The following is an 18,938-nucleotide window of genomic DNA, read 5'->3' on the forward strand; positions in this document are numbered from 1 at the left end:
GCCACCGCCCGTCACGGGCGGTGGCGCAGCATGTCGGGAGTGAGGTCCGCGATGCGGGTGCATCCCATCAGGCGCATGTCGCGGATCAGTTCGGCCTTCATCTGCGTCAGCGCCCGCTCGATCCCCGGCTGACCCGCGGCGGCCAGCGGGAACAGGTAGTAGCGGCCAAGGCCCACCGCCTTCGCCCCCCGGGCCAGCGCCTTCAGCACGTGGGTGCCGCGCGTGACGCCGCCGTCCATCATCACGTCCAGCCGGTCACCCACGGCCTGAACGATCTCCTCCAGCTGGTCGAAGCCGGTGCGGCTGCCGTCCAGTTGCCGCCCGCCATGGTTCGACAGCACGATCCCGGAACAGCCGATGTCGGCGGCGCGGCGGGCGTCCTCCACGCTCATCACGCCCTTCAGGCAGAAGGGGCCGTCCCATTCGGCCACCATCGCCGCCACGTCGTCCCAGGTCATCGACGGGTCCAGCATCTCGGTGAAATACCGGCCGATGGTCAGCGTGTCGCCCTTCATGTCGATATGCGCGTCCAGCTGCGGAAGCGAGAACCGCTCGTGTGTCACATAGTTGATGCCCCAAGCGGGCTTCATCACGAACTGCGCCAGCGCGGCGGGTGTCAGCCGGAAGGGGATGGAAAAGCCCGTGCGCAGGTCGCGTTCGCGGTTGCCGCCGGTGATGCTGTCCACGGTCAGCATCATCACCCGGATGCCCGAGGCCTTCGCCCGCGCCATCATCGCCGAATTCAGCGCCCGGTCCTTGTGGAAATAGAACTGGTAGACCTGCGGATTGGCGTGCTTTCTCGCCAGCTCCTCCATCGACACGGTGCCGAGGGAGGAGACACCGAACATCGTCCCGAACCGTTCCGCGGCCGCGGCCGTGGCGCGTTCGCCCCGGTGGTGGAACAGGCGTTGCAGCGCGGTGGGCGACAGGTAGACGGGCAGGTCGATGCCTTGCCCCATGACGGTGGTGGACAGGTCCACATCCGCCACCCCGCGCAGGACGTTCGGCACAAGATCGACCGTCTCGAAGCTGGCCGTGTTGCGGCGCAGCGTCACCTCGTCATCCGCGCCGCCCGCGATGTAGTTGTAGATGGGCGAGGGCAGCCGACGCCGCGCCAGTTCCTGAAAGTCGTGGAAGTTGTGGCAATGGGTCAGGCGCATGCGGCATCCCTTTCTATCCTTGCCGCGCGGCCAGCGTTTCCAGAAGTTTGATGGACAGGCCTTGCGGTTCGGGAACCGCGACCATATCGCGCTTCAGCGCCTGCGCCATGGAAAAGCCGTTGGCCCGGCGCAGGGTCTTCAGCTCGTCCCACGTGACGGGCACCGCCACCGGGGCGCCTTCGCGCGCGCGGACCGAAAACGGGGCCACCGCCGTCGCGCCGCGTTCGTTGCGCAGCCAGTCGATGAAGATCCGCCCCTCGCGCTTGGCCTTGGACATGGTGGCGACGAAGCGCTTCGGTTCCCGTTCCGCCATCAGTGTCGCGACCAGCTGGGAAAACAGCTTCACCGTGTCCCAGCTGGCCGTGCGCCGCAGGGGGACGATCACGTGCACGCCCTTGCCACCCGACACCATGGGCCAGGATTCGAGCCCCAGATCGGCCAGCCAGTCGCGCAGGTCCACCGCGGCGTTCCGCACCTGGGTGAAGGACAGCCCCTCGTCCGGGTCCAGGTCGAAGATCAGGCGTTCGGGGCGGTCCAGACGATCCTCCCGCGCGGCCCAGGGGTGGAATTCCACCGCGCCCATCTGAACGGCGCCCACCAGCCCGGCCGCGTCCTGAACCGTCAGGTATTGCGCGGTGCGGCCGTCGGACTCCTCCACCGGAACGCTGCCGATGGCGTCGGGAAAGCCTTTGCCCGCATGCTTCTGAAAGAACCGCTCACCCCCCAGCCCCTCGGGCAGGCGCACGAGCGAGGTGGGCCGTCCGGCCAGCATCGGCAGCATCCGGTCGGCCACGCCCTCGTAATAGCGGGCCAGATCCAGCTTCGTGACCTTGGGCTTCGGGAACATCACCCGTTCGGGATGGCTGATGCCGATGCCGGCGACCTTCGGGCGGTCGGACTGTTCCATGTACACCTCCGTCGGGGGATCCATCGCCACATCGGCGGGCGCCTTGTCCTCGCGCAGTTCCACGAATCGGGCGTGGCGCAGCTGCCCGTCGGCCGTCAGCTCGGCATAGGCGATCTCGGCCACCAGCGCAGGCTCCACCCACCGCGCCTTGCGCATGCCGGGCGGGACCTTCGGCAGGGGCGTGGTCTTGCGGGTCAGCGCTTCCATCTTCGCGGCCAGATCGTCCTGCGCCGCCTCGTTGAAGCCGGTGCCGACTTTGCCGCGATAGGTCAGCCTGCCCGCCTCCATCGTCGCCATCAGAAGCGAGGCGAACCGCCGGTTCCGCTTGTCCGAAGGCTGCCAGCCGCAGATCAGGAACTCCGCCTGCCGCGCGCATTTTGCCTTTTGCCAGACGGGGGAACGGCCACCCTGATAGCCCGCATCGGGCAGCTTCGAGATGAGGCCCTCGCCCCCCGCCTCGCACACCGTGGCCAGCGCGTCGGCCGCGTTGCCGTCGATGGCGGGGGACAGGCGCACGGGGCCGCGCGGGGGCAGGGTGGCCAGAAGATCCTCCAGCGCGGCGCGGCGGTCGGTCAGGGGCCGGTCGGCCAGATCCTCGCCGTCACGCTCCAGCAGGTCGAAGGCGTAGAAAAGGAACGGCCCGCCCGCTTTGATCGCCGCCTGAAGCGCGGAAAAGCCCTGAAGCCCGGCACCGGCCACGATCTCCCCGTCGATCAGCGCGGTGTCGCACGGGATCTCGGACAAGGGCGGCAGAAGCTCGGCGAAGCGGTCGGACCAGTCCTGCCCGCTGCGGGTGCGGATGATGGTGCCTTCCCGGCCAAGGGCGATCTGCGCGCGGTAGCCGTCCAGCTTCACCTCGTGCAGCCAGTCCTTTCCTTCGGGCGGCGCGTCCACCAGTTGCGCCAGTTGCGGGCTGCGGAAATCGGGGGCCGGGCCGGTGCGGGTCCGGTCGGGCGGCGGGGGATCCTCGTCCGCCGCGATCTGCGCCAGCGTGCGGCGCGACAGGACGCTGCGGCCGAAAGCCTCGGCCAAGGGAGGCTGGGCGGTCGAGGCCGCCGCGTCCTCCTCCTTGATCATCAGCCAGTTCTCGCGCTTTTCGCGGCCTTTCATGCGCACCAGCGACCAGCCGCCCATGCCCCGCCGTCCGTGCAGCGCGAAATGCAGATGGCCCGAGGCGAGGCCCTCCTCCACGTCGTGAAAGGGCTGCCACCAGCCCAGATCCCACAGCATCACGGTGCCCGCGCCATATTCCCCCTTGGGGATGACGCCCTCATAAGTCAGGTAGTCGAAGGGATGATCCTCGGTCCGGACGGCCAGCCGCTTGTCCTTGGGGTTCGCCGAAGGCCCGCGCGTGACGGCCCAAGACAGAAGAACACCGTTCCATTCCAGCCGCAGATCCCAGTGCAGCCGGGTCGCATCGTGCATCTGGACGGAATAGCGCAGCGCCGGGCCGCCCCCCGTTCCCCCCTGCGGTTCGGACGTGCGGGTGAAATCGCGCTTTTCGCGATAGGTCCGCAGCGCGTCCATCAGGCCGACTTGCGGGGTTTCGCCGCGGGCTTGGCGCGGGCGCTGGTCTTCTTCTTCGGCGCCTCGTCGGATTTGAGGCTTTGGCGCAGCGCTTCCATCAGGTCGACCACGTTGCCGCCCTTCGGCGACGCCTTGTCACCCACCGTGGCGCGGGGCGTCTTGCGGTTCTTGCGCTTGTTCTCGATCAGCTCGCGCAGGGCGGCGTCGTAATGGTCGGTGAAGACCTTGGCGTCAAAGGGCGCCGTCTTGCGGTCGATCAGTTGGGTGGCCACGGCCAAGAGTTCCTTGTCGGCCGGTTCATCCTCGATTGACGAAAACAGAGGATGGGCGGACTTGATCTCGTCCGCATAATACAGGGTTTCCATCAGCAGACCGTCGCCGCAGGGACGGATGGCGCAAAGGTATTCGCGCCCGCGCATGGTCAGCTGGCCCAATCCCACCTTGCCCGCCTTGCGCAGCGCGTCGCGCACCACGCGATAGGCGTCCTCGGCCAGATCGTCGGTCGGCACCACGTAGTAGGGCTTGTCGTAGTAGAGGGGGGAGATTTCGGCGCTGTCGACGAACTGCACCAGTTCGAAGGTCTTCTTCGTTTCCAGCCGGATCGCGTCGATCTCCTCGGGCTTCAGGAGGAGGTATTCGTCGTCCCCCAGCTCGTAGCCCTTCAGGATGTCGTCGGTCTTGATGCGCCCGACGCCGGGCACGGTCTTTTCATAGTTCACCCGCTTGCCCGTCGGGCCGTGGATCTGGCGGAACGACACGCGCGCCCCCGACTGGGTGGCGCTGTGCACCTCCACCCCGATGGAGACGAGCGAGATGCGAAGCTGGCCTTTCCAGACCGGACGCGAGGCCATGGCAAACCCTCCCTTTCGGCGGCAACGCGCCGGAAAGGGAGGGGTTCCCGATCAACCCTGAAGCGTGCGGACGCCGATCCCTTCGTCCCGCGCCTGCATGGCGGCCACGGCGGCGATGGAACCCGCCGCGGTCGTGAAGTAGGGGATCTTCCCGTACAGCGCGACTGACCGGATGTCGCGGCTGTCGGCCACGGATTGCGCGCCTTCGGTCGTATTCAGCACCAGCGCGATGTCGCCGTTCTTCAGCCGGTCCACGATGTTCGGACGGCCCTCATAGACCTTGTTCACCAGCGTCGACGGCACGTCCTGCGCCGTCAGCCAGCCGGCGGTGCCCTTGGTCGCCAGGATCTCGAAGCCCAGCGCGATCAGGCCGCGTGCGGCCTCGGCCAGCGCTTCGGTCTTGTCGGCGTCCTTCACGGACAGGAACACCCGGCCTTCTTCCGGCAGGTGCACGCCCGCCCCCATCTGCGCCTTCAGGAAGGCGAGCGGGAAGGTGCGGTCCCAGCCCATCACCTCACCGGTCGACCGCATTTCCGGGCCCAGCAGCGTGTCGACGCCGGGGAAGCGTGCAAAGGGCAGCACCGATTCCTTGACCGAGAACCACGGCGTGATCGGGTCGGCCAGCGTCATCGCATCCGCCAGCGGCAGCGCGGTGTCGGGGCCGACGCCCGCGGGATAGGGTTCGCGCAGCGGGAAGGCGTCCAGCGTCTCGCCCGCCATCAGGCGTGCGGCGATCGACGCGATGGCGCTGTCGGTGGCCTTGGCCACGAAGGGCACGGTGCGCGAGGCGCGGGGGTTCACTTCCAGCACATAGATCGTGCCGTCCTTGATCGCGAACTGCACGTTCATCAGGCCGACCACGTTCAGCGCGCGGGCCATGGCGACGGACTGGCGTTTCAGCTCCTCGATCACCTCGGCGCTCAGCGAATGGGGCGGCAGGCAGCAGGCACTGTCGCCCGAATGAACGCCCGCTTCCTCGATATGCTCCATGATGCCGGCGACGTGGACGTTCCGGCCGTCGGACAGGCAGTCCACATCCACCTCGATCGCGCCGGACAGGTAGCTGTCCAGCAGGACCGGGCTTTTCCCGGACACCGTCACGGCGCTGGTGATGTAGCGTTTCAGCTGATCCATGTCGCGCACGATCTCCATCGCGCGGCCCCCCAGCACGTAGGAGGGGCGGATCACCAGCGGGAAGCCCACTCGTTCGGCGATCTCCAGCGCCTGCGCGTCCGAGGAGGCGATGCCGTTCACCGGCTGCTTCAGGTCCAGATCGTTCAGCAGCTGCTGGAACCGCTCGCGGTCCTCGGCCAGATCGATGGCGTCGGGCGTGGTGCCGAGGATCGGGATGCCTTCGTCCTTCAGCGCCTGCGCCAGCTTCAGGGGCGTCTGGCCGCCCAGCTGCACGATCACGCCGTGCAGGGTGCCGTTTTCCTGTTCCACGCGCAGGATTTCCAGCACGTGTTCCAGCGTCAGCGGTTCGAAATACAGCCGGTCCGAGGTGTCGTAGTCGGTCGACACCGTTTCCGGGTTGCAGTTGACCATGATCGTCTCGTAGCCCGCGTCCGACAGGGCATAGCAGGCGTGGCAGCAGCAATAGTCGAACTCGATCCCCTGACCGATCCGGTTCGGACCGCCGCCAAGGATGACGACCTTCTTGGCGTCCGACGGGCGCGCCTCGTCCTCGACCTCGCCCATCACGGGCGTCTCGTAGGTCGAATACATGTAGGGGGTCTGGGCCTCGAACTCGGCCGCGCAGGTGTCGATGCGCTTGAAGACGGCGGTGACGCCGAGGTTGCGGCGCGCCTTGCGGACGGCAGTTTCCGATTGGGCGGTCAGGCTGGCCAGACGAGCGTCGGTGAAGCCGAACATCTTCAGGCGGCGCAGGCCTTCGGCGCTGGTGGGCAGGCCGTTCGCGATGATCTTCGCCTCTTCCTCGATGATCTCGCGGATGCGGGCCAGGAACCACGGATCAAAGGAGGTCGCGGACTGGATCTCGTCGTTCGACAGGCCGTGGCGCATCGCCTGCGCGATCAGGCGGATACGGTCGGGGGTCTGTGCGCTGATGGCCTTGACCACGGCGACCTTGTCGGGCGCGCCTTCGATGGCGATCTCGTCAAAGCCGGACAGGCCGGTTTCCAGCGAAGCCAGCGCCTTCTGCATGGATTCGTGGAACGTCCGGCCAATGGCCATGACCTCGCCCACCGATTTCATGGCGGTGGTCAGGTCGGGCTTGCTCCCCGGGAACTTCTCGAAGGCGAAGCGCGGGATCTTGGTCACGACATAGTCGATGGAGGGCTCAAAGCTGGCGGGGGTCACCTTGGTGATGTCGTTGTCCAGCTCGTCCAGCGTGTAGCCGACGGCGAGCTTCGCCGCGATCTTGGCGATGGGGAAGCCCGTGGCCTTCGACGCCAGCGCCGAGGAGCGGGACACGCGGGGGTTCATCTCGATCACGACCATGCGACCGTCGGCGGGGTTGATCGCCCACTGCACGTTGGATCCGCCGGTTTCCACCCCGATCTCGCGCAGCACCGCGATCGATCCGTTGCGCATTGCCTGGTATTCACGGTCGGTCAGGGTCAGGGCCGGGGCCACGGTGATGCTGTCGCCGGTGTGGACGCCCATCGGGTCCACGTTCTCGATCGCGCAGACGATGATGGCGTTGTCCTTGCGGTCGCGGACGACCTCCATCTCGTACTCTTTCCAGCCCAGCAGCGATTCATCGACCAGGATCTGCGCCATGGGCGAGGCGTCGAGCCCCGACCGGCAGATGCGTTCGTAATCGTCGCGGTTGTAGGCAACGCCGCCGCCCGTGCCGCCCAGCGTGAAGGCGGGGCGGATGATGGCGGGCAGGCCGATCTCCTCGATCGCGGCCATGGCCTGGGCCACGCCCGCGTTGATGTCGTACTTGCCGTTCGGCAGTTTCGGGGCGGCGACGATGGTGGCCTTGGGGTTCTCGATCCCCAGACGGTCCATCGCTTCGCGGAACAGCTTGCGGTCCTCGGCCATCTCGATGGCCTCGCGGTTGGCGCCGATCAGCTGGACGTTGAACTTTTCCAGCACGCCCATGTCGGCCAGCGACAGGGCGGTGTTCAGGCCGGTCTGCCCGCCCATCGTGGGCAGCAGCGCGTCGGGGCGTTCGGCCTCGATGATCTTGGCCACGACCTCGGGAGTGATCGGTTCGATATAGGTGGCGTCCGCCAGCTGCGGATCGGTCATAATCGTCGCGGGGTTGGAGTTCACGAGGATGACCCGGTAGCCTTCCTCCCGCAGGGCCTTGCAGGCCTGTGCGCCGGAATAATCGAACTCGCACGCCTGACCGATGACGATGGGGCCTGCGCCGATGATCATGATGGATTTGATATCGGTTCTTTTCGGCATGTCTGGCCCCATATGGCTGCACCCGAAGCCCATGCGGACGCGGTGGATTCGGGGCAGGGTTTTCGCAAATTGACGCGGTTTATCGTGAAGCGGCGGGCTGGCGCAACCCTGAACGCATCCCGGCGGGAACTTCCTTGGGAAAAGCGCCGTTGTCGGTCGCCTCCCCCGCCGAAATCCCGTTCAAGGACGTCCCATGCCTGCCCTGCCCAAGACCGGTGCCCGCGGGCGCCGCCTGAGGATCGAGTTCGTCCTGTTCTATGTCGTGACGCCCGTGGTGACCGCCTGCCTGCTGCCACCCGAGGGCCTGCTGGCTGGGCTGTTCCTGTTCATGCTGGTGGGCCTTGGCCTTCTGTCGGCCACCCCTGGCTTTCGCTGGCGCGAACTGACCCGCGGATGGCGGGCGATCCGCTGGCTCGCGGTGGCGGGGCTGGCGGCGTTGACCTTCGTGTCCAGCCTTGCCGTGATGCAGGTCATGGCGCCGCAATCGATGTTCTCGCTGCTGGATCACCCCGAACGGCTGCTGCTGATCGCCGTGCTCTACCCCCTTTTGTCGGCCCTGCCGCAAGAGGTGGTGTTCCGCGCGCTGTACTTCCGGCGCTATCGCGGGCTGGTGCCGAAGGGCCACCGCGGCGTGGTGCTGAACGCCGCGCTGTTCGCGCTGGCCCACCTGATGTACTGGAGCGGGATCGTCGTCGCGATGACCTTCGTGGGCGGGTTGGCCTTTGCCTGGGCCCATGCCGTCCGGCGCAGCTTTCCGATGGCCTGGGTCATGCACAGCGTGGCCGGCGTGATCGTGTTCATCGCGGGCCTTGGCATCTACTTCTATGCCGGGAACGTGGTGCGCCCCTTCTGAGGGCGCACCGGAACTTCAGTATTTCGACGGAACGTAGAGCTCCTGCGGCAGGACCTTGCGCTCGTAATCCGGGTTGAAGACGCGCTCGGGCAGCGTGATCTCCTCATGCGGCACATCCTCGTAGGGGAACAGCGTCAGGAGGTGGTCGATGCAGTTCAGGCGGGCGCGCTTCTTGTCGTTGCCTTCCACGATGTACCACGGCGCCTCGGGGATGTTGGTGCGGGCGAACATCTGTTCCTTGGCGATGGTGTACTGTTCCCAGCGGACGCGGGATTGCAGGTCCATCGGCGACAGCTTCCACTGCTTCATCGGATCGTGGATCCGCATCAGGAAACGCATCTGCTGCTCCTCGTCGGTGATGGAGAACCAGTATTTCACCACCTTGATGCCGGACCGGACCAGCATCCGCTCGAACTCCGGGACGTCCTCGAAGAACTGCTCCACCTGCTCCTCGGAGGCGAAGCCCATCACGCGTTCCACGCCGGCGCGGTTGTACCAGCTGCGGTCGAAGAGCACGATCTCTCCACCTGCCGGCAGGTGGGGGACGTAGCGCTGGAAATACCACTGCGTCTTTTCGCGGTCGGACGGAGCGGGCAGGGCGACGGTCCGCACCACGCGGGGGTTCAGGCGCTGGGTGATGCGCTTGATGACGCCGCCCTTTCCGGCGGAATCGCGCCCTTCGAAGATGACGACGACCTTTTCCTTGGTGTGCTGCACCCAGGATTGCAGCCGGATCAGTTCCGATTGCAGACGGATCAGGTTGCGGAAGTAGTCCATCCGCTCGATCCCGGCGGGATGGACCTTCTTGTAGATCTTCGCGATCTCTTCCGACAGTTGGGCGTCTTCCAGCTCCAGCTCGTAATCCTCGGCCAAGGTGTCGGCCAGTTCGGCTTCCAGCCAGTCGCGGGCAGAGGTGTCGTCCATGTGCACTATCTCCTGAAGGTCGGAGCCTTTGAACATAGAAGTGTGACAGCGCCTTGACGACTTGACTCCTCGCCGCAGGCGGTGTTCCTCCGACGCGAACCAAAGCCTCGTGGAAAGGGGAGCGTGATGCACGCCTATCGCAGCCATACCTGTGCCGATCTGAACACCGCGAATGTCGGCAACGATGTCCGCCTGTCGGGCTGGGTGCACCGCGTGCGCGACCACGGCGGCGTGCTGTTCATCGACCTGCGCGACCATTACGGTATCACGCAGGTGATCTGCGACAGCGACAGCGCGGCCTTCGCCGATCTGGAAAAGGTGCGTGCTGAATGGGTGATCCGCATCGAAGGCACCGTGAAGGGCCGCGACGCGTCGCTGGTCAACCCCAAGCTGCCGACGGGGGAGATCGAGGTTTATGCCCGAGCCGTGACGGTGCTGGGCGAGGCCGCCGAGTTGCCCATGCCCGTCTTCGGCGACGTGGACTACCCCGAGGAAACGCGTCTGACATACCGCTTCCTGGATCTGCGGCGTGAAAAGCTGCACCGCAACATGATGATGCGGTCGAACGTGGTGCGGTCCATCCGCAACCGCATGTGGGATCAGGGCTTCAACGAATTCCAGACGCCGATCATCACGGCCTCCTCGCCCGAAGGGGCGCGCGATTTCCTCGTGCCGTCGCGCCTGCATCCGGGCAAGTTCTACGCGCTGCCGCAGGCGCCGCAGCAGTTCAAGCAGCTGATCATGGTGGCGGGCTTTGACCGCTACTTCCAGATCGCGCCCTGCTTCCGCGACGAGGATCCGCGCGCCGACCGTTCGCCCACCGACTTCTACCAGCTGGACATCGAGATGTCGTTCGTGGAGCAGCAGGACGTGTTCGACGCCGTCCAGCCGGTGATCCAAGGGCTGTTCGAGGAGTTCGCGCCCACGAAGACCGTGTATGCCGACTGGCCCAAGATCGCCTATCGCGACGCGCTGGCCTGGTACGGGTCGGACAAGCCGGACCTGCGCAACCCGATCAAGATGCAGGACGTGTCCGAGCATTTCCGCGGGTCCGGCTTTGCCATATTCGCCAAACTGCTGGAGCAGGAGGGGACCGAGATCCGCGCCATCCCGGCGCCCACGGGCGGCAGCCGCAAGTTCTGCGACCGGATGAACGCCTTCGCCCAACAGCAGGGCCTGCCGGGTATGGGCTACATCTTCTGGCGCAAGGCCGAGGATGGGTCGATGGAAGCCGCTGGACCCTTGGCCAAGAACATCGGGCCGGAGCGGACGGAAGCCGTCCGTCAGCAGCTAGGTCTGGGCGAGGGCGACGCCGCCTTCTTCCTCGGCGGCAAGCCCGACGCGTTCGAGGCGGTGGCGGGCCGCGCCCGTAACGTCATCGGCGAGGAACTGGGCCTGACCGAGAAGGACTGCTTCCGCTTTGCGTGGATCGTCGATTTCCCGATGTACGAGAAGACGGACGACGGCAAGATCGACTTCAGCCACAACCCCTTCTCCATGCCGCAGGGCGGGATGGAGGCGCTGATGGGCGACCCGCTGGCGGTCCACGCCTATCAGTACGACCTTGCCTGCAACGGGTATGAACTGATCTCGGGCGGGATCCGCAACCACAAGCCGGAGATCATGTTCAAGGCGTTCGAACTGGCCGGCTATCCGAACTCCGAGGTGGAAAAGCGCTTCGGCGGCATGGTCAAGGCGTTCAAGTATGGCGCGCCCCCCCATGGCGGCTGCGCGGCGGGGATCGACCGGATCGTGATGCTGCTGGCGGACGAGCCGAACATCCGCGAGGTCATCATGTTCCCGATGAACCAGCGGGCCGAGGACATGCTGATGAACGCGCCGTCCGAGGCCACGAACGAGCAGCTGCGCGAACTGAGCCTGCGGGTCATTCCGAAGGAATAAGCAAAAGGGCCGCCGTGGAAACGGCGGCCCTTTTCGTCAGCGCTTCAACCGCTGGAAGATGTGGGTGAAGGTCGCGACGCCCAAGACCGGCATGATCAGGTTCAGGATCGGGATGGCCAATGGCGCCGCCAGAAGCGCACCGGCCAGCCAGGACAAGGCCAGATGCCGCCGGTGCAGGGCCTTCGCCTCGGCCCGGCCGACGCGGCGCATGGCGACCAGCGTGAAGTATTCCCGACCCAGCAGATAGCCGTTCACCGTGATGAACAGGACCGGCGCCAGTGGGCCGGCGAAGACATAGGCCGCCAGCATCAGCACGTTGGCCACGATCAGCAGCAGGAAGGCCGTCGCGGCCTCGCCCAGCTGTTCGGACCAGGGCATCCGGCGCGCGGGGGGCAGGGCGGGATAATGCTTGTCCTCCACCGCCGCCGCGACCTCTTCCAGAAAGAAGCCCATGACGGCCGAGGCGACGGGGATCATCAGGAAGATCGACGCGACCAGCATCACGGCCAGCCCGCCCGCGCCCGCCGCCCAGTCGAGCCCGCCGATCGGACCGATCCAGGGCAAGGTGACGGTGTCGGGCACCAACCATTCGAGGCCCCAGAGAACGACCACGGTCAGCGCGATCAGCATCACGATCGTCAGCCCCACGCCCCGCAGCAGCACGCCCCGAAACCGACGGTCGAAGATCTGGCCCAAGGCCTTCAGGAACGAGGTCAGGATCATGCGTCGATCCAGGTCGTGATGGCGTCGATGTCGGGGCGGGGGCGTTCGGGCGGGGTGGCACTGTCCGTGCCGATATGGACGATGCCGGCGATCCACTCCTCAGGCGCAAGGCCCAGACCTTCGGCAAAGCCCGCATCATGGGACACCCACCCGGTGACCCAGCCCGCGCCCCAGCCCGTGGCCAGTGCCGCGTTCACCAGCGACAGGCACACCGCGCCCGCCGACAGCGTCTGTTCCATCGGCGGGATCTTGTCCGAGGGTTTGGGGCTGGCGATGACGATCACGGCCAGATTGCCCAGATCGAACTGCCCGCGCCCCTTGGCCCGTTTTTCGTCGTCCAGACCCAGCGCGTCGGCCCGTGCCTCGGCCAAGGCCGCCAGCTTCGGCATGGCCGCAGGTTCGATCACCAGAAAGCGCCACGGCACCAGCATCCCGTGATCGGGCGTGCGGGCGGCGATGTCCAGAAGGGGGCGCAGATCGTCGCGCGTGGGAACGGGTCCCGTCAGGGATTTCGGCGGGCGGGATCGGCGGGTCCGCAGAAACTCGAACGCGACGGTGTTTGGGATGGGCATGGCACTCTCCTTCGGTCGCCCGAAGGATTGGGACGCGGGACGGCCGGGGTCAAGTCACTCGCTGCACAGATAGACGGCGCCGCCCACGGCCACCACGCTGACCGCCGCCGCGGCAAGACCGATGGGCGTGGCCAGCGCCGCCCCGGCGGTGGTCGACGCGCCCGCGATCGTCTGCTGCACCGCCGCGCCCGCGCCCGACAGGACCACGGCGCCGCCCGGGCGGGTCACGGTCTGCACCCCGTTCACGACACCCTCGCTGCCTTCGGGCGCATCCGCCAGCCCCGCCACCGCCATGGAGGTCTGGACCGAGGTGTTCACCCGTTCGCAGAACGTCCGCCGCGGCGCGCGGCAGCGGAGATAGGCGTCCCGCGCCCCTTCGGCATAACCGGCATAGGTGTTGGCGGCGTTGTCCCATTGCAGACAGAAGGTCTGCCGCTGGTCGTCCGTCAGGTCCGGCGTCAGATAGCGCAGCGTGACATAGGACGGGCAGTCCAGCTTGCCCCAACCGCCCAGCCACGCTTCGCGCCGCGACTGGTTCGCGCCCACCTGTTCGTCGTCGGGTTCGTAGAACAGGTTGATCTGCTGACCTTCAACCGAGGTCGTGCAGCTTTGCGCCTCGGCAAAGGCCGAAACGGGGAACAGGAACAGGAAAAAGGCGAGGATCCGGATCATGCCCCGCATTCTATCGCAAGCGGCCCGGCCGGGCAAATCACGTCTTGGGCGTCAGCCGGTAGCTGCCCTCGGGCAGGTTCAGCGCTGCGGCCAGATCGCGGATCTGCGTCATCGACAGGGTGATGCGGCACAGTTCATGCGTGTTGCGGTCCACCTGTTCGACGGTGATCTGATCGTCAAAGGCGTGAAGGACCACATCCTCCTGCAGGTCCGGCCGCCCCTCGTCGATGAGGGTGACGATCGTGGCGTCGAAGTCGTGCTCGATGGTAAACATGGATCAAGGTTAGGCGGCGCTTTGCCACCGCGCCACAGAAATATCCCGCAAGACGGATTTTCTTGGCCAAGGGGTCGCTTATATTGCCCCTCGCGACAACGGAGGAGACATTCATGAAGCGAGTGGCAGGCCTGATCGCCGCCCTGACGGTGGCCGCGTGCGAGCCGGTGCCGATGCCCATGCCGGAGGGAGCGCCCCCCGTGCTGCAGGCCCCCATCATCGCCGGGCCCAAGATGTCGCCCGCCGCCGCCCGCGCGGCCTTCGCCCAGGCCCAGTCCCGGGTGGAGCCGGTGGCCGAGCGCATCTGCCGCGAACGCACCCGGGGCGTGGATTGCGACTTCCAGATCTCCATCGACACGCGGCAGGGGGAGGTGGCGAACGCCTACCAGTCGCGCGACGCGCAGGGGCGCCCCATCATCCGCTTCACCACGGCGCTGGTGAACGACGCGCGCAACGTGGACGAGCTGGCCTTTGTGATGGGCCACGAGACGGCGCACCACATTCTGGGCCATATTGACCAGCAGTCGCAGACGGCGACGGCCGGAGCGCTTCTGGGCGGGATCGCGGCGTCCCTGGGCGGCTTCAACCCGGACGCCTTCACCGACATCGGGGCGGGCCTTGGCAGCCGCATCTATTCAAAGGATCATGAATTGCAGGCGGACTCGCTTGGGGCGGAGATCGCGATCAACGCGGGCTACGACCCCGTGCGCGGCATCGGCTTCTTCCAGCGCCTGCCCGATCCGGGCGACCGGTTCCTTGGCACCCACCCGGCGAATGGCGACCGCATCGCCGTGGTGCAGCGCACGGCCGCCCGGATGGGATACCGCTACTAGCGCCAGGGCAGGGCGTCGGGGGCGTGGCGGCCGAAACGGTCCGCCACGACCACCAGCGCGAAGACCAGAAGCAGCGACACCGTCGACAGGGCTGCGGCGGAGGTGGAGTTCCCCTCGTATTGCAGCGAGAAGATCATCACGCCCACCGTTTCCGAACCGGAGGACCACAGGAGGGAGGAGAGCGTCAGTTCGTTGATCGCCGTCATCACCACCAGCACCGCGCCGGCCAGCGCGGCGGGCGTCACCATCGGGGCGAAGATCAGCGTGATCCGCGCCCAGGTGGGGGCGTTGAAGATGCGCGCAGCCTCGTCCAGCGCGGGTTCGGCCTGAGTCGCGGTGGCCGCGACCGGGCGCAGTACCAAGGGCAGGAAGCGCGCCAGATAGGCCACGAGCAGGATCATCGGCGTGCCGTAGATCGACCCGATCCCCGGCAGCGGCGGCAGGAAGACAAGGATCATCGCCAGCGCCAACACCGTGCCCGGCACGATGAAAGGCAGGTCGGCCAGCACGTCCATCACCCGCATCGACCGCAGCCGGGCCACATGCGACAGCCACACGAACGGCACCGCCACGATCATGGAGATCGCGGCCGCCGCGAAGGACAGCCACAGCGAGTTCATCAGCGCCCGGCGGATGGTGCCGTTGCCCAGCGTTTCCGCGAAGTTCCCGAGGGTGACGGTGGAGAAGGACAGATCCACCCCCAGCGCCGGCGACAGGGCCGTTCCCAGAAGGGCGAGGATCGGCAGCACCATGGTCACCGCGAGGAAGATCCACAGCCCCGCCTCGATCGGGCCGCGGGCGCGACCGGCGTCGAAGCGGGCAAAGCTGCGCCCGCCGGGCACGGGAACGGCCAGCCGCATGACCACCGCGCGCAGGGCCAGCGCGACGCCCGCCATCGCGACAAGGATCAGCGCCAGAACCGCGACCTGCCCCATGACCGACGGGCCGAACCCGTTCAGCCGCTGATAGATCAGCGTGGTCAGCATGGAATAGCGGCCGGGGATGCCCAGCAGCGCCGGCACCCCGAAATTGCCGATGGCCGCGGCAAAGGCGAGCGTGCCGCCGGCGGCGATGGCGGGCAGGCACAAAGGCAGGATCACCCGCATCAGGATGGCCGCGTTGCGCGCCCCGGCGATCCGCGCCGCCTCCACCAGATCGTTGGGGATGGAGGTGAGTGCGGCACGGGTGGCGATGAAGACCAGCGGCATATGCTCTATCCCCATCAGGAAGGCGATGCCGCCGCCGGAATAGAGGGGATTGGTCCCCTCGGGCGCCAGCCCCAGCGGGCCAAGGATGGGGGACGAACTGCCCAGAAGCTCGATCCACGCCAAGGCCATGATCTGCGAGGGGACGAGCAGCGGGGACAGGATCAGGAAGGTCATGGCCACGCGCGCGCGCAGGTTCAGCGCGCCGATCAGCAGGGCCAGCGCCACGCCCAGCAGGACGGAGATGAGGACGGAGCCGCCCCCCGCCTCCAGCGTGTTCCACAGGGCACGGCCGGTCGCGCGGCTGTCCAGCGTGTCGCGCATCAGGCCCAGAACCTGCCCTTCATCCCCCGGCGCGAAGGCGGTCAGGAACAGGCGGGCCAGCGGCCACAGGCCGATCACCGTGACATAGACAACAACAAGGGCGGCCAGCATGTGCTGGCCACCCCCAAAGGTCGAGCGTCGCCCGGTGTTAGCCGCCGAAGAGATCGGAGAACTCCTCTTTCATGCTCTGGTCTTCCTTCAGCATGACGGCCGGATCGGCTTCCATGATCGTCAGCGTCTTGGGGTCGGGATAGCCTTCGGGCTGGGCCACGCCTTCCAGGATGGGGAAGTAGCCCTGCGCGACCGACTGTTCCTGCGCCGCGCGGCCCAGCTGCCAGTCGACGAAGACCTTCGCCGCCTCGATGTTGTCGCTGTCCTTCAGGATCGCGACGGGCTGGGTGATGGTGGACACGCCCTCCTCGGGGAATACGAAATCGACGGGGGAGCCGTCCTTCTTCGCGTTCATCGCCATGTAGTCGACGATCATGCCATAGGACTTCTCGCCCCGCGCGACGGCTTCCAGAACCGTGCCGTTGCCCTGACCGGCGACGGCGCCGTTGTCGGCCAGCGTCTCGTAATACTCCCACCCCAGGCCGGGCTGCTGGACCATGGTGCCCACGTGGATCACGGCGGCGCCGGAGTACAGGGGCGAGGGCATGATCGTCTGGGCCGCCGCCTCGGGCGCCTCCAGATCCTTCCAGCTGGTCGGGGGCGTCGTCACCTTGTCGGTGTTGTAGATGATGCCGGTGGTCAGCAGCTTGGTGCCGAAGAAGGTGTGGTCGGGATCGATCAGGGCCGCCGGAACGCCGTCGGTGGCGGCGTCGTCATAGGCGAACAGGCGATCGTCGTTCTTCATCTGCGTCATCGCCACGGCGTCGGCGATCAGCATCACGTCGGCCGGGGTCTGGCCCGCGGCGAATTCGGCCTGCAGCTTCGACATCAGTTCCGTCGTGCCGGAACGGAAAACCTCGACCGTGATTTCGGGGTGATCCGCGTTGAAGGCCTTGACCACGGCGTCCATCTGGTCGGTCGGCTGCGAGGTGTAGACCGTGATCGTACCCGTGCCTTGGGCAAGGGCGGCGCCGGCCAGCGCCGTTGCGCCAAGAAGACCGAGGGTGAGCGTGCGGAACATCGACAAATCCTGTTACAAAGAAGGTTCGCGTGCTTCTACGCCCGCTGTGCGACCATTTGGTGACAGAAGGCGGTTCACCCAGACGCCGTTGTCGCATTCCCAGCGCGACACCTCGCCATTCGTGGGGCGACGGAAGGGCGCGGGGGAAAGGAGGGCGTGGAGTTCGCGCGCGGTGCCGGAATGGGCGACGATCAGCGCCGGAAAGGGGCCGGTGATCGCGTTCAGCGCGCGGCGGATGCGGTCGCGGAACGCGTCGGGGCCTTCGCCGCGCTCGGGCGTGGCGTCGCGGACCAGCACGCTGCGCGGGTGGCCTTCCCAGACGCCCCAGTTGCGTTCCTGAAGGTCGGGCAGAATCCGGACGGGCAGGTTCTTCCTCCGGGCCACCGGAGCCGCCGTGTCCTGTGCGCGCCGCAGGGGGGAACACCAGATGGATGCGATCTCCACTTCTTGCAGCACCTCGGCCGCGGCCTGCGCTTGGGCGTGGCCCTGCGCGGTCAGTGGCAGATCGGTGGCCCCACCTATGGTCCCGGCCTCGTTCGAGGCCGTCTGGCCGTGCCGCAGGAACAGAAAGGGCTGCGCCAGAAGGGGCATCATGCGGGCAGCGCCTCGGCCGTGCGGGGCATGGGATCGCCGTCGCGCGGCAAAAGCCAGGCGGACCGGATTTGAAGGGTGACCGGCGTGCCCACGGGCACCGCGCGGTCATGCGCCACGTCCAGCGGGATGTCCCCCAGGTCGTCCGGCAGCACCGACAGCATGTGCATCCCGTTTTCCATCCGCCGCCCCACGACGCGGCCAGCCAGCGGGCCATCCTCGGCCACGGCCAGATCGCGGGGGCGCAGGCACAACCAGGCGGGGCCTTGATCCACGGCGCCGGGCAGGCGCAGGCGGGTGCGGGGCAGGTGGGTCAGCCCGTCGCGCACCTCCACCGCCAGCGTGCGGCCATGGCCGACGAAGCGGGCCACCATCGGCGTGGCCGGGCGGTCAAACAGGGCGTCGGGGGTGTCCAGCTGCTCCATCCGGCCGGCGTTCATCACGCCGACATGGGTGGCCACGGCCATCGCCTCGTTCTGGTCATGGGTGACAAAAACGAAGGTAGCGCCGGTTTCGGCATGGATGCGGCGGAATTCGGTCAGCATGGACTGGCGCAGATGCGCGTCAAGGTTGGCCAAAGGTTCGTCCAGCAGGATCAGCGTCGGACGCACGGCAAGCGACCGCGCCAAGGCCACCCGCTGCCGCTGTCCTCCCGACAATTCATGCGGCTTGCGGCTGGCCAGAGGACCAAGGCCCACCACCTCCAGCGCGTCCTGCACGCGGCGGTCGCGTTCGGCGGCGGGGATGCGCTGCATCTTCAGGCCGAAGGCGACGTTGCCGGCCACGGTCATGTGCGGCCACAGGGCATAGGACTGGAACACCATCCCCAGCCCCCGCGCGCCCGGATCGACAAAGGTGCCACCGCCCGCCACAGTGCGCCCACCCAGCACGATGCGCCCGGCGCTGGGCCGTTCCAGCCCCGCCAGCAGCCGAAGAAGCGAGGTCTTGCCGCAGCCCGACGGCCCCAACAGCGCGAAGAACGCGCCCGAAGGGATGCTGAAGGACACGGCATCCACCGCCGTGGTCACTCCGAAGCGTAGGGAAACGTCGTGCAGGTCGATCTGGGCCATGCGCGGCCTTTACGTCGGTTGGGTGACAGGGGTGTGA

General features: G+C 67.2%; 16 protein-coding genes. 3 read left to right on the forward strand and 13 right to left on the reverse strand.

The window, feature by feature from the left end; genetic code table 11:
• Positions 1-11: 11 nt before the first annotated feature.
• Genes PIJ50_RS12170 through carB form a run of 4 tightly spaced genes read right to left on the reverse strand, consistent with a single transcriptional unit; the run spans position 12 to position 7,826 of the window.
• Entirely contained in the window at positions 12-1,160 is a 1,149-nt protein-coding gene (locus PIJ50_RS12170; protein WP_271975628.1) for an alpha-hydroxy acid oxidase, read from the reverse strand.
• Between the two features lie 13 nt (positions 1,161-1,173).
• Positions 1,174-3,594, reverse strand: a complete 2,421-nt coding sequence (gene ligD, locus PIJ50_RS12175) for a DNA ligase D (protein WP_271975629.1) — start codon at positions 3,592-3,594, stop codon at positions 1,174-1,176.
• Positions 3,594-4,445 (reverse strand): non-homologous end joining protein Ku, encoded by an 852-nt coding sequence (gene ku / locus PIJ50_RS12180; protein ID WP_271975630.1) that lies wholly within the window; start codon positions 4,443-4,445, stop codon positions 3,594-3,596. Before ku ends, ligD begins: the two co-directional genes overlap by 1 nt.
• 51 nt (positions 4,446-4,496) lie before the next feature.
• Positions 4,497-7,826 (reverse strand): carbamoyl-phosphate synthase large subunit, encoded by a 3,330-nt coding sequence (gene carB / locus PIJ50_RS12185; RefSeq protein WP_271975631.1) that lies wholly within the window; start codon positions 7,824-7,826, stop codon positions 4,497-4,499.
• A 193-nt stretch (positions 7,827-8,019) separates the two neighbouring features.
• Between carB and PIJ50_RS12190 the strand changes: the two genes are divergently transcribed.
• Positions 8,020-8,679, forward strand: a complete 660-nt coding sequence (locus PIJ50_RS12190; protein ID WP_271975633.1) for a CPBP family intramembrane glutamic endopeptidase — start codon at positions 8,020-8,022, stop codon at positions 8,677-8,679.
• Between the two features lie 15 nt (positions 8,680-8,694).
• Here the strand turns inward: PIJ50_RS12190 and ppk2 are convergent, their stop codons facing one another.
• Positions 8,695-9,603, reverse strand: coding sequence for a polyphosphate kinase 2 (gene ppk2 / locus PIJ50_RS12195; RefSeq protein WP_271975634.1), 909 nt, complete (start codon positions 9,601-9,603; stop codon positions 8,695-8,697).
• A 126-nt stretch (positions 9,604-9,729) separates the two neighbouring features.
• On the opposite strand from ppk2, the gene aspS reads away from it, so the two are divergent.
• Entirely contained in the window at positions 9,730-11,505 is a 1,776-nt protein-coding gene (gene aspS, locus PIJ50_RS12200; RefSeq protein WP_271975636.1) for an aspartate--tRNA ligase, read from the forward strand.
• A gap of 36 nt (positions 11,506-11,541) precedes the next feature.
• Here aspS and PIJ50_RS12205 read toward each other — a convergent pair whose 3' ends face one another.
• Genes PIJ50_RS12205 through PIJ50_RS12220 form a run of 4 tightly spaced genes read right to left on the reverse strand, consistent with a single transcriptional unit; the run spans position 11,542 to position 13,746 of the window.
• Entirely contained in the window at positions 11,542-12,225 is a 684-nt protein-coding gene (locus tag PIJ50_RS12205; protein WP_271975740.1) for an EI24 domain-containing protein, read from the reverse strand.
• Positions 12,225-12,800: a nitroreductase family protein gene (locus PIJ50_RS12210; protein ID WP_271975638.1), complete on the reverse strand. Its 576-nt coding sequence runs from the start codon at positions 12,798-12,800 to the stop codon at positions 12,225-12,227. Before PIJ50_RS12210 ends, PIJ50_RS12205 begins: the two co-directional genes overlap by 1 nt.
• A 54-nt stretch (positions 12,801-12,854) precedes the next feature.
• Positions 12,855-13,472: a hypothetical protein gene (locus tag PIJ50_RS12215; RefSeq protein WP_271975640.1), complete on the reverse strand. Its 618-nt coding sequence runs from the start codon at positions 13,470-13,472 to the stop codon at positions 12,855-12,857.
• 37 nt (positions 13,473-13,509) lie between these two features.
• Complete coding sequence (locus PIJ50_RS12220) at positions 13,510-13,746, reverse strand: DUF8831 family protein (RefSeq protein ID WP_271975642.1); 237 nt, start codon at positions 13,744-13,746, stop codon at positions 13,510-13,512.
• A 113-nt stretch (positions 13,747-13,859) separates the two neighbouring features.
• On the opposite strand from PIJ50_RS12220, the gene PIJ50_RS12225 reads away from it, so the two are divergent.
• Entirely contained in the window at positions 13,860-14,579 is a 720-nt protein-coding gene (locus tag PIJ50_RS12225) for a M48 family metalloprotease (RefSeq protein ID WP_271975644.1), read from the forward strand.
• On the opposite strand, the gene PIJ50_RS12230 is transcribed toward PIJ50_RS12225, so the two are convergent.
• From PIJ50_RS12230 to PIJ50_RS12245, 4 genes are read right to left on the reverse strand one after another with little or no spacing between them, the layout of a single operon-like run.
• Entirely contained in the window at positions 14,576-16,219 is a 1,644-nt protein-coding gene (locus PIJ50_RS12230; RefSeq protein WP_271975646.1) for an ABC transporter permease, read from the reverse strand. The genes PIJ50_RS12225 and PIJ50_RS12230 overlap by 4 nt on opposite strands.
• Before the next feature lie 37 nt (positions 16,220-16,256).
• On the reverse strand, positions 16,257-17,240 hold the full coding sequence (locus PIJ50_RS12235; protein ID WP_271975648.1) for an ABC transporter substrate-binding protein: 984 nt from the start codon (positions 17,238-17,240) through the stop codon (positions 16,257-16,259).
• A 12-nt stretch (positions 17,241-17,252) separates the two neighbouring features.
• Complete coding sequence (locus PIJ50_RS12240) at positions 17,253-17,834, reverse strand: histidine phosphatase family protein (RefSeq protein ID WP_271975649.1); 582 nt, start codon at positions 17,832-17,834, stop codon at positions 17,253-17,255.
• Positions 17,831-18,901, reverse strand: coding sequence for an ABC transporter ATP-binding protein (locus PIJ50_RS12245; protein ID WP_271975651.1), 1,071 nt, complete (start codon positions 18,899-18,901; stop codon positions 17,831-17,833). Before PIJ50_RS12245 ends, PIJ50_RS12240 begins: the two co-directional genes overlap by 4 nt.
• Between the last annotated feature and the right edge of the window lie 37 nt (positions 18,902-18,938).

It is taken from the genome of Falsirhodobacter sp. 20TX0035, from assembly GCF_028307215.1.
Lineage (GTDB): Bacteria > Pseudomonadota > Alphaproteobacteria > Rhodobacterales > Rhodobacteraceae > Falsirhodobacter.